Below are 17595 nucleotides of genomic sequence, written 5' to 3'. Positions count from 1 at the left end.
ACCATGTGGTAGAAAATTGGCGGGCCCGTGGTCCGCGCGGGCGCCCGGAGGCGCTGGAGGTGCCGTGGTCGAGAAGCTTGTGCCGCTTCCCCAGCGGGTGAACGGGACCGAGGGCGCCGCCCTGCGTCTCGGTTCACGCTGGTGCGTCGCCGTCCCGTCCGAGGGGTCGCGCGCGCTGGGCGAGACCGTCGCGGGACTCCTCGAACGGCTGCACGGGGTCGCGACGTTCGTGCGCGTAGGGGGCGGAGGCGACCTCAACCTCATGCTCGCCCAACTCGGCGCCGACCCCCGCGCGGACCCCGGCGCGGACCCCGGCGCGGTGGGGGCGGCGCGCGGGATCGACCCCCTGGACGAGCCGGACGGGCTCACCCGCGAGGCGTACGCGCTCACGGTCACACAGACGGCGGCGACGGTCACCGCGCCGACCGCCGAGGGGCTGTTCCGCGGCGCGACGACGTTCGCGCAACTGATCGGGACGGACCGCGCCGTGGCGCCCGTCGAGGTGGCGGACGGCCCGGCCTGGGCCTGGCGCGGGCTGTCGCTGGACGTGGCGCGGCGGTTCTTCACGGTCGCGGAGGTGAAGCGGGTCGTCGACCTGCTCGCCCTCTACAAGTTCAACGTCCTGCATCTGCATCTCACCGACAGCCAGGGGTGGCGGCTGGAGATGGAGAGCCGCCCCCGCCTGACGGACGGCGACTTCTACACGCAGGACGACTACCGCGAGATCGTCGCGTACGCGGCGGCGCGGTTCGTCACGGTCGTTCCCGAGATCGACATGCCGGGGCACACGCATTCGGTCGTCCGCGCCTATCCCGCGTTGCGCGGCGAGACCGTTCCGCCGCACGAGCTCGTGGCGTTCCTGGACCCCCGCGCCGAGGACGCCCCGCGTTTCGTCGCGGACGTCCTCGGCGAGCTCGCCGCGCTGACGCCGGGCCCCTACCTGCACATCGGCGGGGACGAGGCGTTCGGGATGCCGCGCGAGCCGTACGCCGAGTTCGTCGCGATGTCCCTGGAGGCCGGGCGCGCGACCGGGAAGAAGGTCGTCGCGTGGCAGGAGGCGGCGCGCTCGGGCGGGCTCCGGCCGGACGACGTGGCGCAGTGCTGGATCGGGGAGGCCGACCCGTTCGACGCCGAAGCGCTGCGGGAACGCGCCGCGCCCGAGTACCACGCGCTGATCGACCTCGCGGCCGAGGCGTTCGAGGAGTCCGCCGGCGACGTGCCGGCGGCCGTCGCGGGCGGCGTTCCGGTGCTGGCCTCCCCCAAGGGCTTGCTGTACCTCGACCGGCGGTACGCCGAGGACTCGCTGCTCCCCGACCAGACCGCGCGGCGCGCGAAGGTCGGTCACCGCGACTACGAACCGCGCACCTCGCGCGAGCTCTTCGCGTGGAGCCCCGGCACGCTCACCGACATCCCCGCGGACGCGCGCGTGGCCGGAGTCGAGGCGGCGGTCTGGTGCGAGACGGTGAAGGGGTTCGACGACCTGGCGTTCCTGCTGCTGCCCCGGCTCCCCGCGATCGCGGAGAAGGCGTGGACGCGCGGGGAAACGGCGTGGGAGGACTACCGCGGACGCGTCGCGCCGCACGCCCACTGGTGGGAGCGGCTCGGCTGGAACGGCTACTACCGTTCGTCCGAGGTCTTCGGGCGGTGAACGGCCGCGCGCTCGCGGCGTTCCTCACCGGCGTCGCCGACGTCGGGGACGGTCCGCGCGGCGGGATCGTCCCGCACCGCCTGCCCGGCTGGGCGCGCGTCCAGCACGACCAGCCCGACCTGAGGTGGGCCGAGGGCTGCCCGGCGGGCGCGGCGCTCCGCCTGCGGACCGCCGCCTCCAGGCTGGTCCTCGCGATCGCGGCGACGGCCGTGGAACTGGACGGCGTGACGTTCCCCGACCCGCCCGTCCTGGCGGTGCTCGACGGCGGCGTCACGACGGCGCGTCCGATCGCGCCGTTCGACGTCGTGCCGGTGGACGGGCCGGGAGCGCCGCGCCGGAACGGTCCCGCCGAGGTCGTGATCGAACGCCCCGCGGTGGACGGCGTCGTGGAGATCCGGCTCCCGCACAACTGCCGGGTCGAGCTGCTCGGCCTGGAAGCCGACGCCCCCGTCACCCGCGCCGGGGAGCCTGCGGGGCTCCGCTGGGTGCACTACGGAAGCTCGATCAGCCATTGCGCGAACGCGCCCTCACCGGACCGCGCCTGGCCCGCGCAGGTCGCCGACGCGCTCGGCTGGCGGCTGCGGAACCTGGCGTTCTCCGGCAACGCCCAGCTCGACCCGTTCGCGGCGCGCGTCATCGCCTCGGCGGACGCCGACCTCATCACGCTCAAGGTGGGGATCAACCTGGTGAACGCCGACAGCATGCGGCACCGCGCGTTCCTCCCGGCCCTGCACGGCTTCCTCGACACCATCCGCGAGGCCCGGCCGGAGACGCCGATCGTGGTGTTCACCGCGATCGCCTGCCCGGCCCAAGAGCACACCCCCGGCCCGTCCGTGATGGAGGACGGCGCGTACCGGGGAGCCCGCCGCGCGCTCGAAGCCGACGGCGGCGCGCTGACCCTCGCCCGCACGCGCGAGGTCGTGGAACGCGTCGTCGCCGCACGCCGCGAGCGGGACCCGCGCCTGTTCGCCGTGGACGGCCGGGAGCTGTTCGGGGCGCGCGACGCCCACCTGCTGGCCGACGGCCTGCATCCCACGCAGGAGGGCAACGACCTCATCGCGCGCCGCTTCCCGGGCCTGCTCCCGCCGGAGGCGCTACCGGGCTGACGCGTCCCCGCCACCGGGCCGACGCGTCCGCCCGCTACCGGGCTGACGCGTCCGCGCCGTCCGGCCGTTCGAGGGCCCGCCGCCGTTCGCGCTGCTCGGCGACGTCGGCGACCGGCGCCGACAGCATCAGGCCGCGCGTGTACGGGTGCCGGGGCCGCGACGTCACCTCCGCCGCCCCGCCGGTCTCCACGATCCGGCCCTGGTGGACGACGGCGACGCGGTGGCTCATGAACCGGATCACCGACAGGTCGTGCGACACGAACAGGTACGCCACCGCCGTCTGCTCCTGGATCTCCAGCAGCAGCTCCAGGACGGTCTGCTGGGTCGTCAGGTCCAGCGCCGAGACGGGCTCGTCGCACACGATCAGCCGGGGGTCGATCGCGAGGGCGCGGGCGATCGCCACCCGCTGCCGCTGCCCGCCGGAGAACTCGCGCGGCAGCCGCTCGGCGGCGTCCGCGGGCAGCCGCACCCGGTCCAGCAGCCCCGCGACGCGCCCGCGCGCCTCCCGCCTGCCGTACCCCTGGCCGAGCAGCGGCTCGGAGAGCGTGTCGCCGATGGTCAGCGACGGGTTCAGCGAGGTGTAGGGGTCCTGGAAGATGACCTGGAGGCAGCGGCTCAGCTCCCGGCGGCGCGCCCGGCCCGCGCGCTCGATCCGTTCGCCGTCGAACGTGATCGCGCCCGCCTCGACCGGCACCAGCCCGAGCACGGCCCGCCCGATCGTGGTCTTGCCCGACCCGGACCCGCCCACGAGCCCGAGGGTCTCGCCCGCGCGCACGCCGAACGACACGCCGCGCAGCACGCTGTTGCGCGCCGCGCGCCGTCCCTTGCCGGGGTACGAGACCCGCAGCCCCTCGACGGCCAGCAGCGCGTCGTCCGGCACCTCGTCCACCTGCGCCGCTCGCACCTGCGCCGCTTCCGCGTCGCGGTCCAGCCGATCGGCGCTGTCCTCGTGTCCGGGATGGTCGTTCGTCGTCATGGGGTGGGGCCTTTCGCGGGTCGCCAGGGGGCTCGCGCCGGGACGTGGTCGAGGACCGCGCCGAGCAGCCTGCGGGTGTACGGGTCCTCCGGGTCGCGCAGGACGCGCTCGGTCTCCCCCGCCTCCACGATGCGGCCCTCGCGCATGACGGCCACGCGGTCGCACAGGTCGGCGACGACGCCGAGGTTGTGGGTGACGAGCAGGACGCCGAGGCCGCGCTCCTTCTGCAACCGCCTCAGCAGGCCGAGGACCTCGGCCTGGACCATGACGTCGAGCGCGGTCGTCGGCTCGTCGGCGATGAGCAGGCGCGGGTCGCAGGAGATCGCGCCCGCGATGAGGACGCGCTGCGCCATCCCGCCGGAGATCTCGTGCGGGTACGAGGCGAACGTCCGCCCGGGGTCGGCGATCTCGACCGTGCGCAGCAGGTCCAGCGCCCGGCGGCGGGCCTCGGCGCGGGAGATCCCGAGCTTGTGCCGCATCGGCTCGACGAGCTGCGCGCCGATCGTGAACGACGGGTCCAGGTTGCTCATCGGCTCCTGCGGGACGTAGCCGACGACGTCGCCGCGCAGCGCGCGGTGGGCCCGTTCGGGGAGGCCGACGACCTCCGTTCCGCCGACCAGGACGCTGCCCCGGCTGACGTGCCCGCCCTCGGGCAGGATGCCGAGGACCGAGAACGCCGTCTGGGTCTTGCCCGACCCGGACTCCCCGACGAGCCCGACGATCTCCCCTTCGCGGACGTCCAGGTCGACGCCGTGCACGACCTCGGTCGCGCCGGCCGCGGTGAGGTAGGAGACCGCGAGGTCGCGGACGGACAGCAGCGCGCCGGCGTCCGGACGAGACGTCCCCGCGGCGGGGGCCGCGCCGGGAGCACCGCGCCGGCGGCGGGCGGAGCGCGGGCGGACGGAGCGCGGACGGGCCGAGCGCGGACGGGCGGAGCGCGGACGGGCCGAGCGCGGACGGGCCGAGCGCGGCTTGGCGGTGCGGTCGTCGAGCGCGTCGCGGACGGCGGCGGCGAACAGCACCAGGGCGGCGTTGGTGAGGCCGAGCGCCAGCCCCGGCCACAGCATCAGCGAGGGCGCGCGCTGGACGTTCTTGAACGCCTCGTTCAGCATGGCGCCCCAGGTCGGGGTGTCGCCGCTGCCGATGCCGAGGAACTCCAGGCCCGCCTGGAGCGCGATCGCGAGGCCCGCGACGAGCGCGACCTGGATGATGATCGGGGCGCGAACGACGATGAGGACGTGCCGGGCGACGATCCGGGTGTCGCTCAGCCCGGACACCTTGGCGGCGTCCACGTACAGCTCGTTGCGCACGCCGGAGACGATCCCGCGGACGAGCCGGAAGAACCCCGGCGAGACCAGGACGCCGAGCACGACCATCAGGACCCACACCTTCGGCCCGAGGATCGCGCGCGAGGCGAGCAGCACCACCATCGCGGGCAGCGCCATGACGAGCGTGACCGTCCAGTCGGCGGCGGCGTCGAACCGGCCGCCGCGGTAGCCCGCCAGCAGCCCGGACGGGACGCCGAGCGCGAGGGCGACGAGCACGGCGAGCAGCGCCCCGCCGAGCGTGTTGCGCCCGCCGTACAGCAGCCGGGCGAGGACGTCGCGGCCGGCGGTGTCGAAGCCGAGCGGATGCGCCCCGGACGGTCCGGCGAACGCGTCCTTGAGGTGGGAGACGTCCGGGCTCTGCGGGCTGAGGACGGGCGCGAGGAGGACGGCGGCGGCGACGGCCGCGAGGACGATCGCGGACGCCAGGCCGAGCGGGTTGCGCAGGAACCGGCGGCGGGCCCCGCCGCGCCGCGCGCCGCCCGCGGGGTGCGGAGCGCTCATGCGGCCCTCGCCTTCGGGTTGAGCCAGCCGGTCAGGACGTCCACGGCGAGGTTGATGGCGAGCACGCCGGTCACGGTGACCGTGACCAGCGCCATGATCACCGGGATGTCGCCGCGGGTGGTGTAGGTGACGGTCATGGCGCCGATGCCGGGCAGCCCGAAGATCTGCTCGACCAGGACCGAGCCGCCGAGCAGGCTGACGAACTGGAGGCCGAGCACCGACAGCGCGGGCGGCGCCGCGTTGCGCAGCACGTGCCGCAGCACGATCGAGGAGGGCGGCAGTCCGCGCGCCCGCAGCGTCCGCACGTAGTCCTGGCGGAGCGTCTCGATCACCGCGCCGCGCACCTGCTGCGCGACGCCCGCGACCGCGGCGACCGACAGCGACACGACCGGGAGGGTGACCGTGGACAGCCAGCCGCCCGGCGACTCGGTGAGGCCGGTGTAGCCGATCGCGGGGAACCAGCGCAGCCGCACGGCGAACACCACCACGATGACCAGCGTGACCAGGAAGTTGGGCAGCGCGTACCCGGCGACGCTCAGCACCTGCACGGCCCGGTCCACCGCGCCGCGCCGCACGCCCGCCCACACGCCGAGCAGCAGCGACAGCACGGCGGTGAGCAGGGTGACGCAGACCATCAGGCTGAGCGTGACCGGCAGCCGGTTCGCGACGGCCTCCGCGACGTTCTCGCCGGTGAACCAGGAGGTGCCGAAGTCGCCGCGGACGGCGTGGGCGAGCCAGTCCGCGTACTGGACGGCCGCCGGGCGGTCCAGCCCGAGGTCGGCGTTCTTGGCGTCCACCAGCTCCTGCGGGGCGTTCTGCCCGAGGAGCTGGCGGCCGACGTCGTTCCCCGGGATCGACAGCAGCACGTAGGACAGCAGGGAGATCACGAACAGGAGGACCGCCCCCGCCGCGACCCTGCGCAGGACGAAGCTGAGCATCGGCCCTACCCGGCGGGCGCGTAGCCGTAGATGGACGGCACGGCCATCCCGTCCTGCGGGGTGATCTTCACGCTGCCGTCGGAGACGTGCAGGTAGCTCATCCGGTAGAACGGGACGAACCAGGCGTCCTTGACCAGGTGCTCGTTCAGCGCCCGCAGGTCCGGCTTCGCCTTGTCGGCCGTGGTCGCCTGGATCCTGGGCAGCAGCCGCTTCACGGTCGCGTCGGTGTAGCCGAACAGGTTGAACGCGCCCGGCAGGACGAGTTCGCCGACGGCGGTCCAGTCGTTGGACGACTGGCCCATGTTCATGACCATCGCCGAGTACGCGCGGTCGGTGAAGATGCGCCGGACGGCGGAGGAGTCGACGGTGTCCCAGACGAGCTTGACGCCGACGGCGGACAGGTCCGACTGGAGCGAGGAGGCGAGCGCGTCGGAGACGATCGCGGGGACGCGCGGCAGCTTCAGCGTGAACCCGCCGCCGTACCCTGCCTGCTTGAGCAGCTCGCGCGCCTTCGCCGGGTCGTGCGCGTAGTAGTCGTCCAGGCTCTTGTCGTAGGCGGCGGTGGACGGGCCGAAGACCTGGCTGGTCACGGTGCCGCGCCCCTGGCGGATCTTGGCGAGCATCGTCCGCCGGTCGATGGCGTGGTTGAGCGCCTGCCGCACCCGGACGTCGCGCAGCGCGGGCGTCAGCTTGCCGGCGCGGTCGAACAGCAGGATGCCCTGGAAGTCGAAGTCCTGGCGGATGGTCTTGATCTTCGGGTCGGACGCGACGCTGATCTGCTGGTCGGCGTCCTGGAGCAGCGCGGCGTTGACCTGGCCGGTCTTGACGCCGTTGGCGATCGCGGTCTCGTTGTCGAAGTAGCTCATCTTGACCGTGTCGTACGGCAGCCGGGCGCCCCAGTACTTCGGGGCGCGGGTGAAGACCCAGCGGGTGCCGATGACGGTCTGCTTCTGGTCGAGCCGGTACGGGCCGGTGCCGTCCGGCCTGGTCTTCAGCGGGTCGCCGCTCTTGGCGAAGTCGGCGGGGTTGGCCATGAGCCCGGCGGCGTCGCTGAGGTAGAAGAGCATGGCGGGGTTGGGCCGCGCCAGCTCCAGCGTCACGTGCGACGGGTCGACGACCTTGACCGCCTTGACGTCCTTGACGGTCTTGGCCTGCGCGCCGGTGCGCTTGCCGAAGCGCTCGATGTTCGCCTTCACGGCCGCCGCGTCGAACGGCGTGCCGTCGTCGAACGTCACCCCGGTCCGCAGGGTGAGCGCCAGCTCGGTCATGTCCTTGTCGTACTTCCACGCGGTCGCCAGCATCGGGCTGAACGACCCGTCCGGCTCGCGCTTGACGAGCGTGTCGTACACCGCCTGGAAGAACGGCAGGGCGCTGCCGGTCGCGTCGGCCGGGTCGAGGCTCTGCGGGATCGTCAGCGTGGCGATGCTCAGGCTCCCCGTGCCGCCGCCCGAGCCGCCCGAGCCCGAGCAGCCGGTCAGCGCGCCGGCGGCGGTGGCGCACGCGGCAGCGGCGGCGGCCACCTTCAAGATCATTCTCATACGTCCCAACTCCGCTCCGGGAGGCGGCAACCGGGGGTTCCGCCGAGGGTGCGGCGAGCATACATGCAAAACTAACCACGTGGTAGGTTTTGTTGCGGCGGGCCGGAGAGCGCGGAGGCCGTACCGTTTCGGCAGCACCCACGACCCCGTGCGCGCGAGCCCGACGCGCCGCCCCGCCTGGAACCGGAGACCGACCGTGACCGACCAGCCGCCCCAGCCGCCGCAGCGGGCCGAACGTTCCGAGCGCCGCCCGTCCAAGGGCGAGCGCACCCGCGCGCGCATCCTCGACTCGGCGACCGAGCTGTTCTCCAAGTCCGGCTTCCGCGCGGTGTCCCTGCGCGACATCGCCGCGCACGCGGGCCTGACCCACGCCGGGCTGCTGCACCACTTCCCCGGCAAGGAGGAGCTGCTGGTCAAGGTGCTGAACCGGCGCGAGCGCACCGACGCCAAGCTGCTGTTCTCGGTCGAGCCCGAGACCCGCCCGGACGAGCTGCTCGACGTGCTGGTCAACTTCGTCGTCCGCAACACGCGCACGCCCGGCCTCGTCGCGCTGTACGTGAAGATCTCCGGCGAGGCCGCCGACCCCGAGCATCCGGCGCACGCCTACTTCGTCGAGCGCTACCGCGTCCTGCGCCGCCTCGCCACGGAGCTGTTCGCCGAGCTGTTCGCGCGCTCGGCCCCGCGCCTGGAGCACGACCCGGCGGCCGTCGCCCAGCAGTTCCTCGCGCTGATGGACGGCCTCCAGACGCAGTGGCTCCTCGAACCGGACGTGGTCGACATGCCCGCCTCGGTCAACGCCTTCCTCACCCAGCTCGGCCTGGACCCGGCGCCCGCGTCCGGGCGGGCCGAGCCATGACCGCCACCGACCCCCGAGGGATTCCATGACGCAGACCCCCGACCCGACGACCGCCCGCCTCTCCCTGGAGGAACGGGCCTCGCTGACCTCCGGCGCCGGGACGTGGACCACCGCGGCCGTTCCCGGAACGGTCCGTTCGCTGACCTTCGCCGACGGGCCGCACGGCCTCCGCCGGCCGGTCGAGGGCCAGGGCGACGCGCTCGGGCTGAACGACAGCGTCCCCGCCACCTGCTTCCCGCCCGCCGTCGCGCTCGGCTCGTCCTGGGACCCGGCGCTCGCCCGGCGGGTCGGCGCGGCCCTCGCGCGCGAGGCGTCCGCGCTGGGCGCCGACGTGGTGCTCGGCCCGGGGATCAACATCAAGCGCTCCCCGCTCGGCGGCCGCAACTTCGAGTACCTGTCGGAGGACCCGCACCTGACGGGCGTCATGGGCGCGGCCGTGGTGCGGGGGATCCAGTCGCTCGGGATCGGCGCGTCCGTCAAGCACTTCGCGGTCAACAACCAGGAGACCGACCGGATGCGCGTGAGCGCGGACGTGGACGAGCGGACGCTGCGCGAGATCTACCTGCGCGCGTTCGAGCACGTCGTGCGCGAGGCCCGCCCGTACACGGTGATGTGCTCGTACAACCGGCTGAACGGCGTGTACGTGAGCGAGGACCGCGGCCTGCTGACGGACGTGCTGCGCGGCGAGTGGGGCTTCGACGGGCTGGTGGTCTCCGACTGGGGCGCGGTCAACGACCGCGCCGCCGCGCTCGCCGCGGGCCTGGACCTGGAGATGCCGCCCACCGGCACCGACGCCGAGATCGTGGACGCGGTGCGCGGGGGCCGCCTGGACGAGGCCGCCGTCACCCGCGCCGCCGACCGGCTGCTCGGGCTCGCGCGGCGGGTCGAGCGCGCCGAACGGCACGACGGCTGGGACGTCCGGGCCCACCACGACCTGGCCCGCGAGGCCGCGGCCGCGTCGGCCGTCCTGCTGAAGAACGACGGCGGCGTGCTCCCGCTGGACCCCGGGGCCGCGCAGCGCGTCGCCGTGATCGGGGAGCTCGCCCGTACGCCGCGCTACCAGGGCGGAGGCAGCTCGCACGTCGTCCCGACCCGGCTCGACACCGCGTGGGACGCGCTGCGCGGCGCGGTCGGCGAGGCGACCGCGCTCACGTTCGCCCCCGGCTACCGCCTCGGCGGCGCGCCCGCCGCGGAGGACGGCGGGGCCGCGCCCGCCGGGGCGGAGCTGCTCGCGGAGGCGGTGGAGGCGGCGCGCGGAGCGGACGTCGCGCTGGTGTTCCTGGGCCTGCCCGACCACGCGGAGTCGGAGGGGTTCGACCGCACCACCCTGGACCTGCCGAGGGACCAGATCGACCTCGTGCGCGCCGTCGCGCGCGTGTGCCCGAAGGTCGTCGCCGTGCTCGCCAACGGCGGCGTCGTGACGGTGTCGGAGTGGCGGGACTCGGCCGCGGCGATCCTGGAGGGCTGGCTGCTCGGGCAGGCGGGCGGCTCGGCCGTCGCGGACCTGCTGCTCGGGCCCGCTCCCCGTCCGGACGGCTCGCGGAGACGATCCCGCACCGCCTCGCCGACGTCCCCTCCTACCTGCACTTCCCCGGCGCGGACGGGCACGTCCCGTACGGCGAGGGCGTCTACGTCGGCTACCGCCACCACGACACGCTCGGCACGGACGTCGCGTACCCGTTCGGGCACGGCCTGACCTACACCCGGTTCGAGTACTCCGACCTGTCCGTCCGCGAGACCGGGCACGACGCGTGGAGGGTCGAAGCGACCGTCGCGAACGCCGGCGACCGGGCCGGGCAGGAGGTCGTCCAGCTCTACGTGGCGTTCGACGAGGAGCACCCGACGCGGCCGCGGCACGAGCTGCGCGGCTTCGCGAAGGTCGCGCTCGAACCCGGCGCGAGCACGCGGGTGTCGTTCACGCTGGACGGGCGGGGCCTCGCGCGCTGGTCGGTGTCCCGGCACGGCTGGCGGGTCGCGGCGGGCCCGTTCGCGGTGGAGGTCGGCGCGTCCTCGCGCGACGTGCGGCTGCGCGCGGAGCTGACCGCGCGCGGCGACGGCGCCGCCGAGCCGCTCGGCCGGATGTCCACGCTCGGCGAGTGGCTGGACCACCCCGTGGGCGGTCCGCTGCTGAGGCGGCGGCTGCGCGAGGCGCCCCGCCGCGACGGGCTCACCCGGGCCGACCCGGCGCTCGCGGCGATGGCGCGGGGCATCCCGCTGGCCAAGTTCCGCACGTTCGGCATCGGCCTGAGCGTCGAGGCCGTGGACGGGCTCGTCACCGAGGTCGCGGCCCTCATCGCCGCCGGCGAGCGTTGAACGCAGCGGCGGGCGAGGGCTGAGCGCAGGGGCGGCGGCGCGGCCCGGCCCGTTCGCGGACGGGCCGGGCCGCGCGCTCACTCCTCGGGCAGCGCGCCGGAGCGCGCGACCCGGCCGAGCCACCGCGCGCTCGGCTTGGCCGTGCGGGCGAACGTCTCGCGGTCCACCGACACCAGGCCGAACGTCGGGCGGTAGCTGCCCCACTCGTAGTTGTCGAGCAGCGACCAGTGCAGGTAGCCGCGCACGTCGGCGCCCTCGGCCATCGCGGCGTGCAGCCCGGCGAGCGCGCCGCGCGTGTACTCGACCCGTTCGGCGTCGTCGGACGTCGCGATGCCGTTCTCGGTCACCAGGATCGGGACGCCGGGGACGCGCGCGGCGGTGTGGCGGACGGCGTTGCCGAGCGCGTCCGGATAGAACTCCCACTGCGTGAGCGTGCGGCGGGCGCCGTCCGGGGCGGGCAGCGCGCCGTCCGGACCGATCAGGACCCGCGTGTACGCCTGGACGCCGACGAAGTCGTCCCCGGCGGCGGCGTCGAGGAACTGGTCCTCGCGCGACCAGGCCCACGCGTCGCGTTCGCCCTCAGCGCCGTCGGCGGCCTCGAAGTTCTGGTTGGCGACCGTCCATCCCGACTTCAGGCCGCGGCGCGCGCCGAGCTCCTCGCGGGCGGCGCGGTGCGCGACGGCGAGCGCGTCGGCGATCTCCTGGTCGGGCGGGGGCATGGCCCCGGCGACGGCCTCGGTGCGCTCGCGCCGCCTGAGCATGGCGGCCATCATCGCGACCATGTTGGGCTCGTTGATGGTGCAGACCCACTCGACGCCGTCCAGGATCGGCAGGACCGCGCGCACGTAGCGGCGGAACCGTCCGGCGGCCTTCGGCGACGGCCAGCCGCCGTCCTTCTGGAACCACAGCGGGCTGGTGAAGTGGTGCAGCGTCACCACCGGCGTGACGCCCCGTTCGAGGCAGCCCTCGATCACGCGGCGGTAGTGCGCCAGCGCGGCCCGCGACACCCGCCCCTCGACCGGCTCGACGCGCGCCCACTCGATGCCGAACCGGTACGCGTTCAGGCCGGTCCGCCGAACGATGTCGAGGTCCTCGGGCCAGCGGTGGTAGGAGTCGCAGGCGTCGCCGCTGCGCTCGGGCAGGAACGCGTCCGGCCGGTTCTCCAGGGCCCAGAAGTCGCTCGCGACGTTGTTGCCCTCGGTCTGGTGGGCGCTGCCCGCGGCTCCCCACAGGAAGCCGTCCGGGAACGTGAGTGGCACGCTTCCTCCCTCGCTCGGTCGGACCAAAACCTACCATCTGGTTAGTTTTTGGCGCGAAGGTCTGGACACCGGGATTACCGGCTAGTACGAATAGCCCCACCCTCCCCCCGGCCCCCTGGAGCCTCCATGCGAGCCCGCTTCGCCCTGCCCCTGTCCGCCGCGCTCTGCGCGCCGCTCGCCGCCTCGGCCCTGCTCGCCGCTCCCGCGCGGGCCGCCGTCCCCTACTCGGTGCGGACCCTCGGCTTCGACACCATGGTCGGCCCCAAGAAGGACGTGCGCTGCCGCGTCGTCGCCGACCTCTACCGCCCGTCCGCCGCGTCCGCCTCGTCGCGGATGCCGGCGCTGCTGACGACCAACGGGTTCGGCGGCTCCAAGGACGACCAGGCCGGCCTCGCCAAGGCGTACGCCGAGCGCGGCTACGTCGTCCTGGCGTACTCCGGCCTCGGGTTCGGCGGCAGCGGCTGCCGCGTCACCCTCGACCACCCCGACTACGACGGGGCCGCGGCGCGCGCGCTGGTCGACTTCCTCGCCGGGACGCGCGCGGCGTCCGACGGCACGCGGCTGGACGCCGTCCGGCTGGACGGGCCCGGCGACCCCCGCGTCGGCATGGTCGGCGGGTCGTACGGCGGCGGCGCGCAGTTCGCCGCGGCCGCCGTGGACCGCCGCGTCGACACCCTCGTCCCGATGATCACGTGGAACGACCTGCGCTACTCGCTGGCCCCCAACAACGAGCTCACCCCCTCCGGCGGGCTCGGCGACCAGCCCGGCGCGACCAAGCTCCTCTGGGCACTCGGCTTCTTCGGCATGGGCGCGATCAGCGGCGTGAACGGCGCGGGGAACGACCCGTCCCGGCTGACCGGCTGCCCGAACTTCCCGACCGTCCTGTGCGAGGGCGTGGCGGAGAGCCTCTGGTACGGCGTGCCGCAGGGCAGGACGATGGCGTACCTGCGCTCGGCGTCCGTCGCGTCGTTCCTGCCGAAGGTCAAGGCGCCCGTCCTGCTCGTCCAGGGGCAGTCCGACAGCCTGTTCAACCTCCAGGAGGGCACGGCGACCTACCAGGCGCTCGCGCGGCAGGGCACGCCCGTCAAGATGATCTGGCACTCCGGCGGGCACAGCGGCCCGAACCTGCCCGGCGACCTCGACCTCGCCTCCCCCGGCTCCAACTACGTCGGACGGCGCGTCACCGCGTGGCTCGACCACCACCTGAAGGGCCTGCCCACCGGCACCGGCCCGCGCTTCGCCTACTTCCGCCCCTGGGTCCGGTACCAGGGCGACGCGGGCCCCGCGTACGGCACCGCGCCCACCACCCCGCGCCACCTGTACCTGTCCGGTACGGACCGGCTGGTCGCGTCCCGCTCGTCCGTCACCAAGGGGCAGGCGACGTACCGCAACGCGCTCGGGCCCCTGCCCACGTCGTTCTCCGAGTTGTCGGTGCTGCAACAGCGCTTCAACGACGTGCCGCCCGCCGACGCGCCCGGCACGTACGCGGCGTGGACGGGTTCGCCGCTGCCCCGCGCGACCGACGTGGTCGGCTCCCCCACCCTGTCCGTGCGCCTGCGCTCGCCCGCCGCCGAGCGCTCCCAGCGGACCGGCGTCAACGGCCGCCTCGTCCTGTTCGCCAAGCTGTACGACGTCGCGCCCGACGGCACCGCGTCGCTCGCCCAGCGGCTGGTGTCCCCGGTCCGCGTCACCGACGTCCGCAAGCCGCTGTCGATCCGGCTGCCGAGCATCGTCCACCGCTTCCCCGCCGGCCACCGCCTCCGCCTGGTCATCGCCTCCAGCGACCTGTCGTACCTGGGCAACCGCGCGGTCCTCCCCGTCACCATCGGCACCAGCCCGTCCGCGCCCGCCCGGCTGACCCTCCCGACTCCCTGACCGTTCCCGACGCGTACCCCCCGAGCGACGCGGTACGGGTCCGGGACACGGGGTAGGGACGGTCTCGGGGGTTCTCGCATGGAACGGACTGAGTTCGGCCCGCGCATGTTCGGCGACCGGCTGGGGTACAACCGCGCGGTCCTGGTGGACGCGCCACGGCGCTGGCTGATGGTCGCCGGGCACGAGGCGCGCGCCGACGACGGGACCATCGCGCACCGCGGTGACCTGCGCGCCCAGATCGGGCTGACGTTCCAACGCCTCGGCGAGACGCTGGACGAGGCGGGGTTCACCCTCGCCGACGTCGTCCAGATCCGGGTCTTCACCGTGGACCTGCCCGCGATGCTCGCCGCCTACGACGCCGTGACCGGCGCGCTCGCGGCGGGCGGCTGCCGCCCGACCAGCCTGCTCGCCGAGGTCTCCGCGCTGTCGGATCCCGCGATGCTGGTCGAGATCGAAGCGGTCGCGGCCCAGTAGCCCGCCCCGCGAACGCCGGCCTTACCGAATTCCGGCCCCGGATAAGAATCGGCGAATCGGTCCGCGCGCCGCCCGCCCCCGAACAAGGGCGGCGAATTCGGTAAACCGCCGATGAACATGGAGCGTCTTGCAATTAACGCGTTCCACCCCCGCAGAAGGATGTGCGATGACACGACGCAATCGGGGCCTGCGCACCGCCGCGCTCGCCACGTTCACGGCCCTGGCCGCGGGCGCCGCCGGTCTCGCCGGGGTCCCCGCCGAGGCCGCTCCCAAGGCTCCCGCCAGGCCCGGCGACTTCAACGGCGACGGCAGGCGCGACCTGGCGCTCGGCAGCCCGTCAGGCACCGCGGCCGGAGTCGAGTGGGCCGGTTTCGTCACCGTCGTCTACGGCGGCGCGTCCGGCCCGGACTCCGCCAAGCGGCAGGTCATCACCCAGGAGAGCCCCGGGATCCCGGGCGGCTCGGAGCAGATCGACGGCTTCGGCGCGTCGCTCGCCTCGGCCGACTTCAACCTCGACGGGTACGCCGACCTCGCGGTCGTCGCCGACGCCGAGGACTACCAGGGCCCCGGCGAGAGCGGCCGGATCACGCTGATCTACGGCGGGTCCGGCGGCCTGACGTCCAAGGCCGTCGCGTTCGGCAAGGCCACCTCGGTCAGCGCGGGCGACTTCGACCACGACGGCAGGCCCGACCTCGCCGCCGCGCGCCCCGGCGCGTTCACCGTCTTCCGGAACCTGGCCTCCGGCGACCTCACCGGGACCGACACCCGGTACGCCAACGGCACCGGCGAGACCATCACGGTCACCACCACCGCGGCCGACCTCACCGGCGACGGCTACGCCGACCTCGCGGTTGGGCTGGTCTGGCCGCCCGTCGACGGCGAGGGCGACCTGCTCAGGCTCAACGTCTACAAGGGCTCGGCGGACGGCGTCGCCACCACGCCCGCGTTCACCACCTCCGACCTGTCCGTCCGGTCGCTCGCGTCGGGCGACGTGAACGGCGACGGCCGGGCCGACCTGGTCGCGGGCGTCCACACCGAACGCGGCGGCGAGGTGCGCGTCCTCCCCGGCGCGCCGGGCGGCGTCGGCGCCGCCACGGTGATCGACCAGGACACCGACGGCGTCCCCGGCACCCAGGAGAGCGACGACGCGTTCGGCTCCTCGGTCGCCGTCGGGGACGTCAACGGCGACGGCAAGGCCGACGTCGCGGCGGGCGCCCCCGAGGAGAAGGTCGGCGGCACGCTGCGCGCCGGGGCGGCGACCGTCCTGTACGGCGGGCCGGGCGGGGTGACCGGCGCGTCCGCGCAGCAGTTCGGGCAGGGCACGGCCGGCATGCCCGGCTCGGTCGAGCAGGACGACCGGTTCGGCTCGGACCTCTCGCTCGCCGACCTCAACGGGGACGGCAAGGCCGACCTCACCATCGGCTCCTCCGGCGAGAACGGCCGCGAAGGCTCGCTCCACATGCTGAACGGCACCGCCACCGGCGTCACCGTCACCGGCGTCAGGGCGTTCAGCTCCGGGACGCTCGGCGTGCAGTCCCGCAACGCGAAGATCGGCTCGGTCGTCCTGCACTGACCTCCGGTCGCGCGGCCCGGTCCTCCCGGCCAGGCCGCGCGACCGGACCACCACGCCGCGCCATCGTCCCCCACCGAAGAATTCGCCCCTTTCCAACCCCTGGCCGAACCAGTCCAATACGGCTCTGGAAAACGACGGATCGCGCCCTTCACATCCGACGCACGGGCCTTCACATCCGACACTTCGCATTCACCGCCTCCGGCCGTCCGGATAATGGCGCGGACGGCATTTCACGCGGCGGTGGCCGCCGCCGGTGACGGGCGCCGGACCGCGGGGCCGGGGACGCCCGGACCGGGCCCCGTCCGGCGGCCCGGATGGGCGACATGCCCCCCACATCCTCCTAGCGATCACGGTATGTAATCTTGTGGTGACCAACCGTCATCTCCAGGAGGAGGATGCATGCGTTCACACACCCGACTCGGCCTCGCGGCGGCCGGCCTGGCCCTGCCGCTCGCGCTCACGGGCGCTCCCGCGATGGCCGCCACGGCGCCGAGCCCGGCCGTCGCCGGGCAGGCCGAGGTCCAGGGGGCATCGGCTTCAAGGTGCTCTACGGCAAGGCGCACTGCGCCAAGGTCACCGTCACGATCATCCGCCTGAAGCACCACCACCACGGCTGGGGCCACAAGCCCAAGAAGCTGCTTCCCTACAAGATCACCGTCAACGGGAGGACCGTGGCCACGGGCAGGGTCTACGCCGCGGCGAAGCCCGGCGTGGCCGTCCGGCGCACCGTCCGGATTCCCCACAGGCGGACCTCCGTGCTCGACACGCTGCTGTACGTGCACGGCCACAAGATCAGCCTCGGCAAGGCCAAGCGGTACGGCAAGCACTGCCACCGGCCGAAGCCGGTCTGCCGGACCGTGGGCGGCGCCGCCTGCTGACGCCCGGCGGCGCACGGACGCCTTAGGGCGTGTTCGTGGATCCCGTCCACCGCGGGACGCGGGCACGGCGCCGCGCGGCCGAACGCGGATCCACGAAGAACGTAGAACGACCGGGCCTCGCGGACACCCTCCGCGAGGCCCGGCCCGCACCTGGCCGGGCAGCACCACACCGAGCCGCATCGGGCCGGACCGGACAGGCCGAGCCGACCGCCACGGGCCGAGCCGCACCGAGCCGCACCGAGCCGCACCGGGCCGCACCGGGCCGCACCGGGCCGCACCGGGCCGAGCCGGGACGGGCGAGCCGGACCGGGCCGCATCGCATCGAGCCGAGC

Annotated in this window: 14 protein-coding genes; 9 read left to right on the top strand and 5 right to left on the bottom strand. The window is 74.4% G+C overall.

All coding sequences use genetic code 11. The features are described 5' to 3' along the window. Positions 1-64 precede the first annotated feature (64 nt). Together GEV43_RS31715 and GEV43_RS55310 are read left to right on the top strand one after the other, a co-directional pair. The gene (locus GEV43_RS31715) at positions 65-1648 is read left to right on the top strand and encodes a family 20 glycosylhydrolase (protein ID WP_160823814.1); all 1584 of its coding nucleotides are present in this window, start codon (positions 65-67) and stop codon (positions 1646-1648) included. Further along, positions 1645-2754: a GDSL-type esterase/lipase family protein gene (locus GEV43_RS55310; protein WP_160823813.1), complete on the top strand. Its 1110-nt coding sequence runs from the start codon at positions 1645-1647 to the stop codon at positions 2752-2754. The genes GEV43_RS31715 and GEV43_RS55310 overlap by 4 nt, the downstream gene beginning before the upstream one ends. A gap of 34 nt (positions 2755-2788) precedes the next feature. Here GEV43_RS55310 and GEV43_RS31705 read toward each other — a convergent pair whose 3' ends face one another. The 4 genes from GEV43_RS31705 to GEV43_RS31690 are packed head-to-tail and all read right to left on the bottom strand — an operon-like array spanning position 2789 to position 8035. Continuing rightward, entirely contained in the window at positions 2789-3730 is a 942-nt protein-coding gene (locus GEV43_RS31705) for an ATP-binding cassette domain-containing protein (protein ID WP_160823812.1), read from the bottom strand. Then, a complete protein-coding gene (locus tag GEV43_RS31700) occupies positions 3727-5559 on the bottom strand; it encodes a dipeptide/oligopeptide/nickel ABC transporter permease/ATP-binding protein (protein ID WP_160823811.1) in 1833 nt (610 codons plus the stop codon). Before GEV43_RS31700 ends, GEV43_RS31705 begins: the two co-directional genes overlap by 4 nt. Beyond that, a complete protein-coding gene (locus GEV43_RS31695; protein ID WP_160823810.1) occupies positions 5556-6497 on the bottom strand; it encodes an ABC transporter permease in 942 nt (313 codons plus the stop codon). Before GEV43_RS31695 ends, GEV43_RS31700 begins: the two co-directional genes overlap by 4 nt. A gap of 5 nt (positions 6498-6502) precedes the next feature. Continuing rightward, the gene (locus tag GEV43_RS31690; protein WP_241683114.1) at positions 6503-8035 is read right to left on the bottom strand and encodes an ABC transporter substrate-binding protein; all 1533 of its coding nucleotides are present in this window, start codon (positions 8033-8035) and stop codon (positions 6503-6505) included. A 196-nt stretch (positions 8036-8231) separates the two neighbouring features. On the opposite strand from GEV43_RS31690, the gene GEV43_RS51535 reads away from it, so the two are divergent. The 3 genes from GEV43_RS51535 to GEV43_RS55305 all read left to right on the top strand — a co-directional run bounded on the left by GEV43_RS51535 (position 8232) and on the right by GEV43_RS55305 (position 11204). Continuing rightward, a complete protein-coding gene (locus tag GEV43_RS51535; protein WP_309239942.1) occupies positions 8232-8891 on the top strand; it encodes a TetR/AcrR family transcriptional regulator in 660 nt (219 codons plus the stop codon). 25 nt (positions 8892-8916) lie between these two features. After that, on the top strand, positions 8917-10587 hold the full coding sequence (locus GEV43_RS31680; protein ID WP_309239941.1) for a glycoside hydrolase family 3 C-terminal domain-containing protein: 1671 nt from the start codon (positions 8917-8919) through the stop codon (positions 10585-10587). A 122-nt stretch (positions 10588-10709) separates the two neighbouring features. Next, positions 10710-11204, top strand: a complete 495-nt coding sequence (locus GEV43_RS55305; RefSeq protein WP_309239940.1) for a fibronectin type III-like domain-contianing protein — start codon at positions 10710-10712, stop codon at positions 11202-11204. Between the two features lie 77 nt (positions 11205-11281). On the opposite strand, the gene GEV43_RS31675 is transcribed toward GEV43_RS55305, so the two are convergent. Next, entirely contained in the window at positions 11282-12463 is a 1182-nt protein-coding gene (locus GEV43_RS31675) for a family 1 glycosylhydrolase (protein WP_160823808.1), read from the bottom strand. A 126-nt stretch (positions 12464-12589) separates the two neighbouring features. Here GEV43_RS31675 and GEV43_RS31670 point away from each other — a divergent pair, with 126 nt between their 5' ends. From GEV43_RS31670 to GEV43_RS31655, 4 genes are all read left to right on the top strand, one after another. Beyond that, the gene (locus GEV43_RS31670; RefSeq protein WP_160823807.1) at positions 12590-14338 is read left to right on the top strand and encodes a CocE/NonD family hydrolase; all 1749 of its coding nucleotides are present in this window, start codon (positions 12590-12592) and stop codon (positions 14336-14338) included. Positions 14339-14416: 78 nt separating this feature from the next. After that, complete coding sequence (locus GEV43_RS31665) at positions 14417-14812, top strand: Rid family hydrolase (RefSeq protein WP_160823806.1); 396 nt, start codon at positions 14417-14419, stop codon at positions 14810-14812. 166 nt (positions 14813-14978) lie between these two features. Then, on the top strand, positions 14979-16385 hold the full coding sequence (locus GEV43_RS31660; RefSeq protein ID WP_160823805.1) for an FG-GAP and VCBS repeat-containing protein: 1407 nt from the start codon (positions 14979-14981) through the stop codon (positions 16383-16385). A 542-nt stretch (positions 16386-16927) separates the two neighbouring features. Further along, the gene (locus tag GEV43_RS31655; protein ID WP_160823804.1) at positions 16928-17263 is read left to right on the top strand and encodes a hypothetical protein; all 336 of its coding nucleotides are present in this window, start codon (positions 16928-16930) and stop codon (positions 17261-17263) included. The last annotated feature ends 332 nt before the right edge of the window (positions 17264-17595 follow it).

It is taken from the genome of Actinomadura sp. J1-007 (assembly GCF_009793335.1).
Taxonomy (GTDB): Bacteria; Actinomycetota; Actinomycetes; order Streptosporangiales; family Streptosporangiaceae; genus Spirillospora; species Spirillospora yumaensis.
Note: the sequence above shows the minus strand (reverse complement) of the source record. Positions and strands in the feature narration are given on the sequence as shown.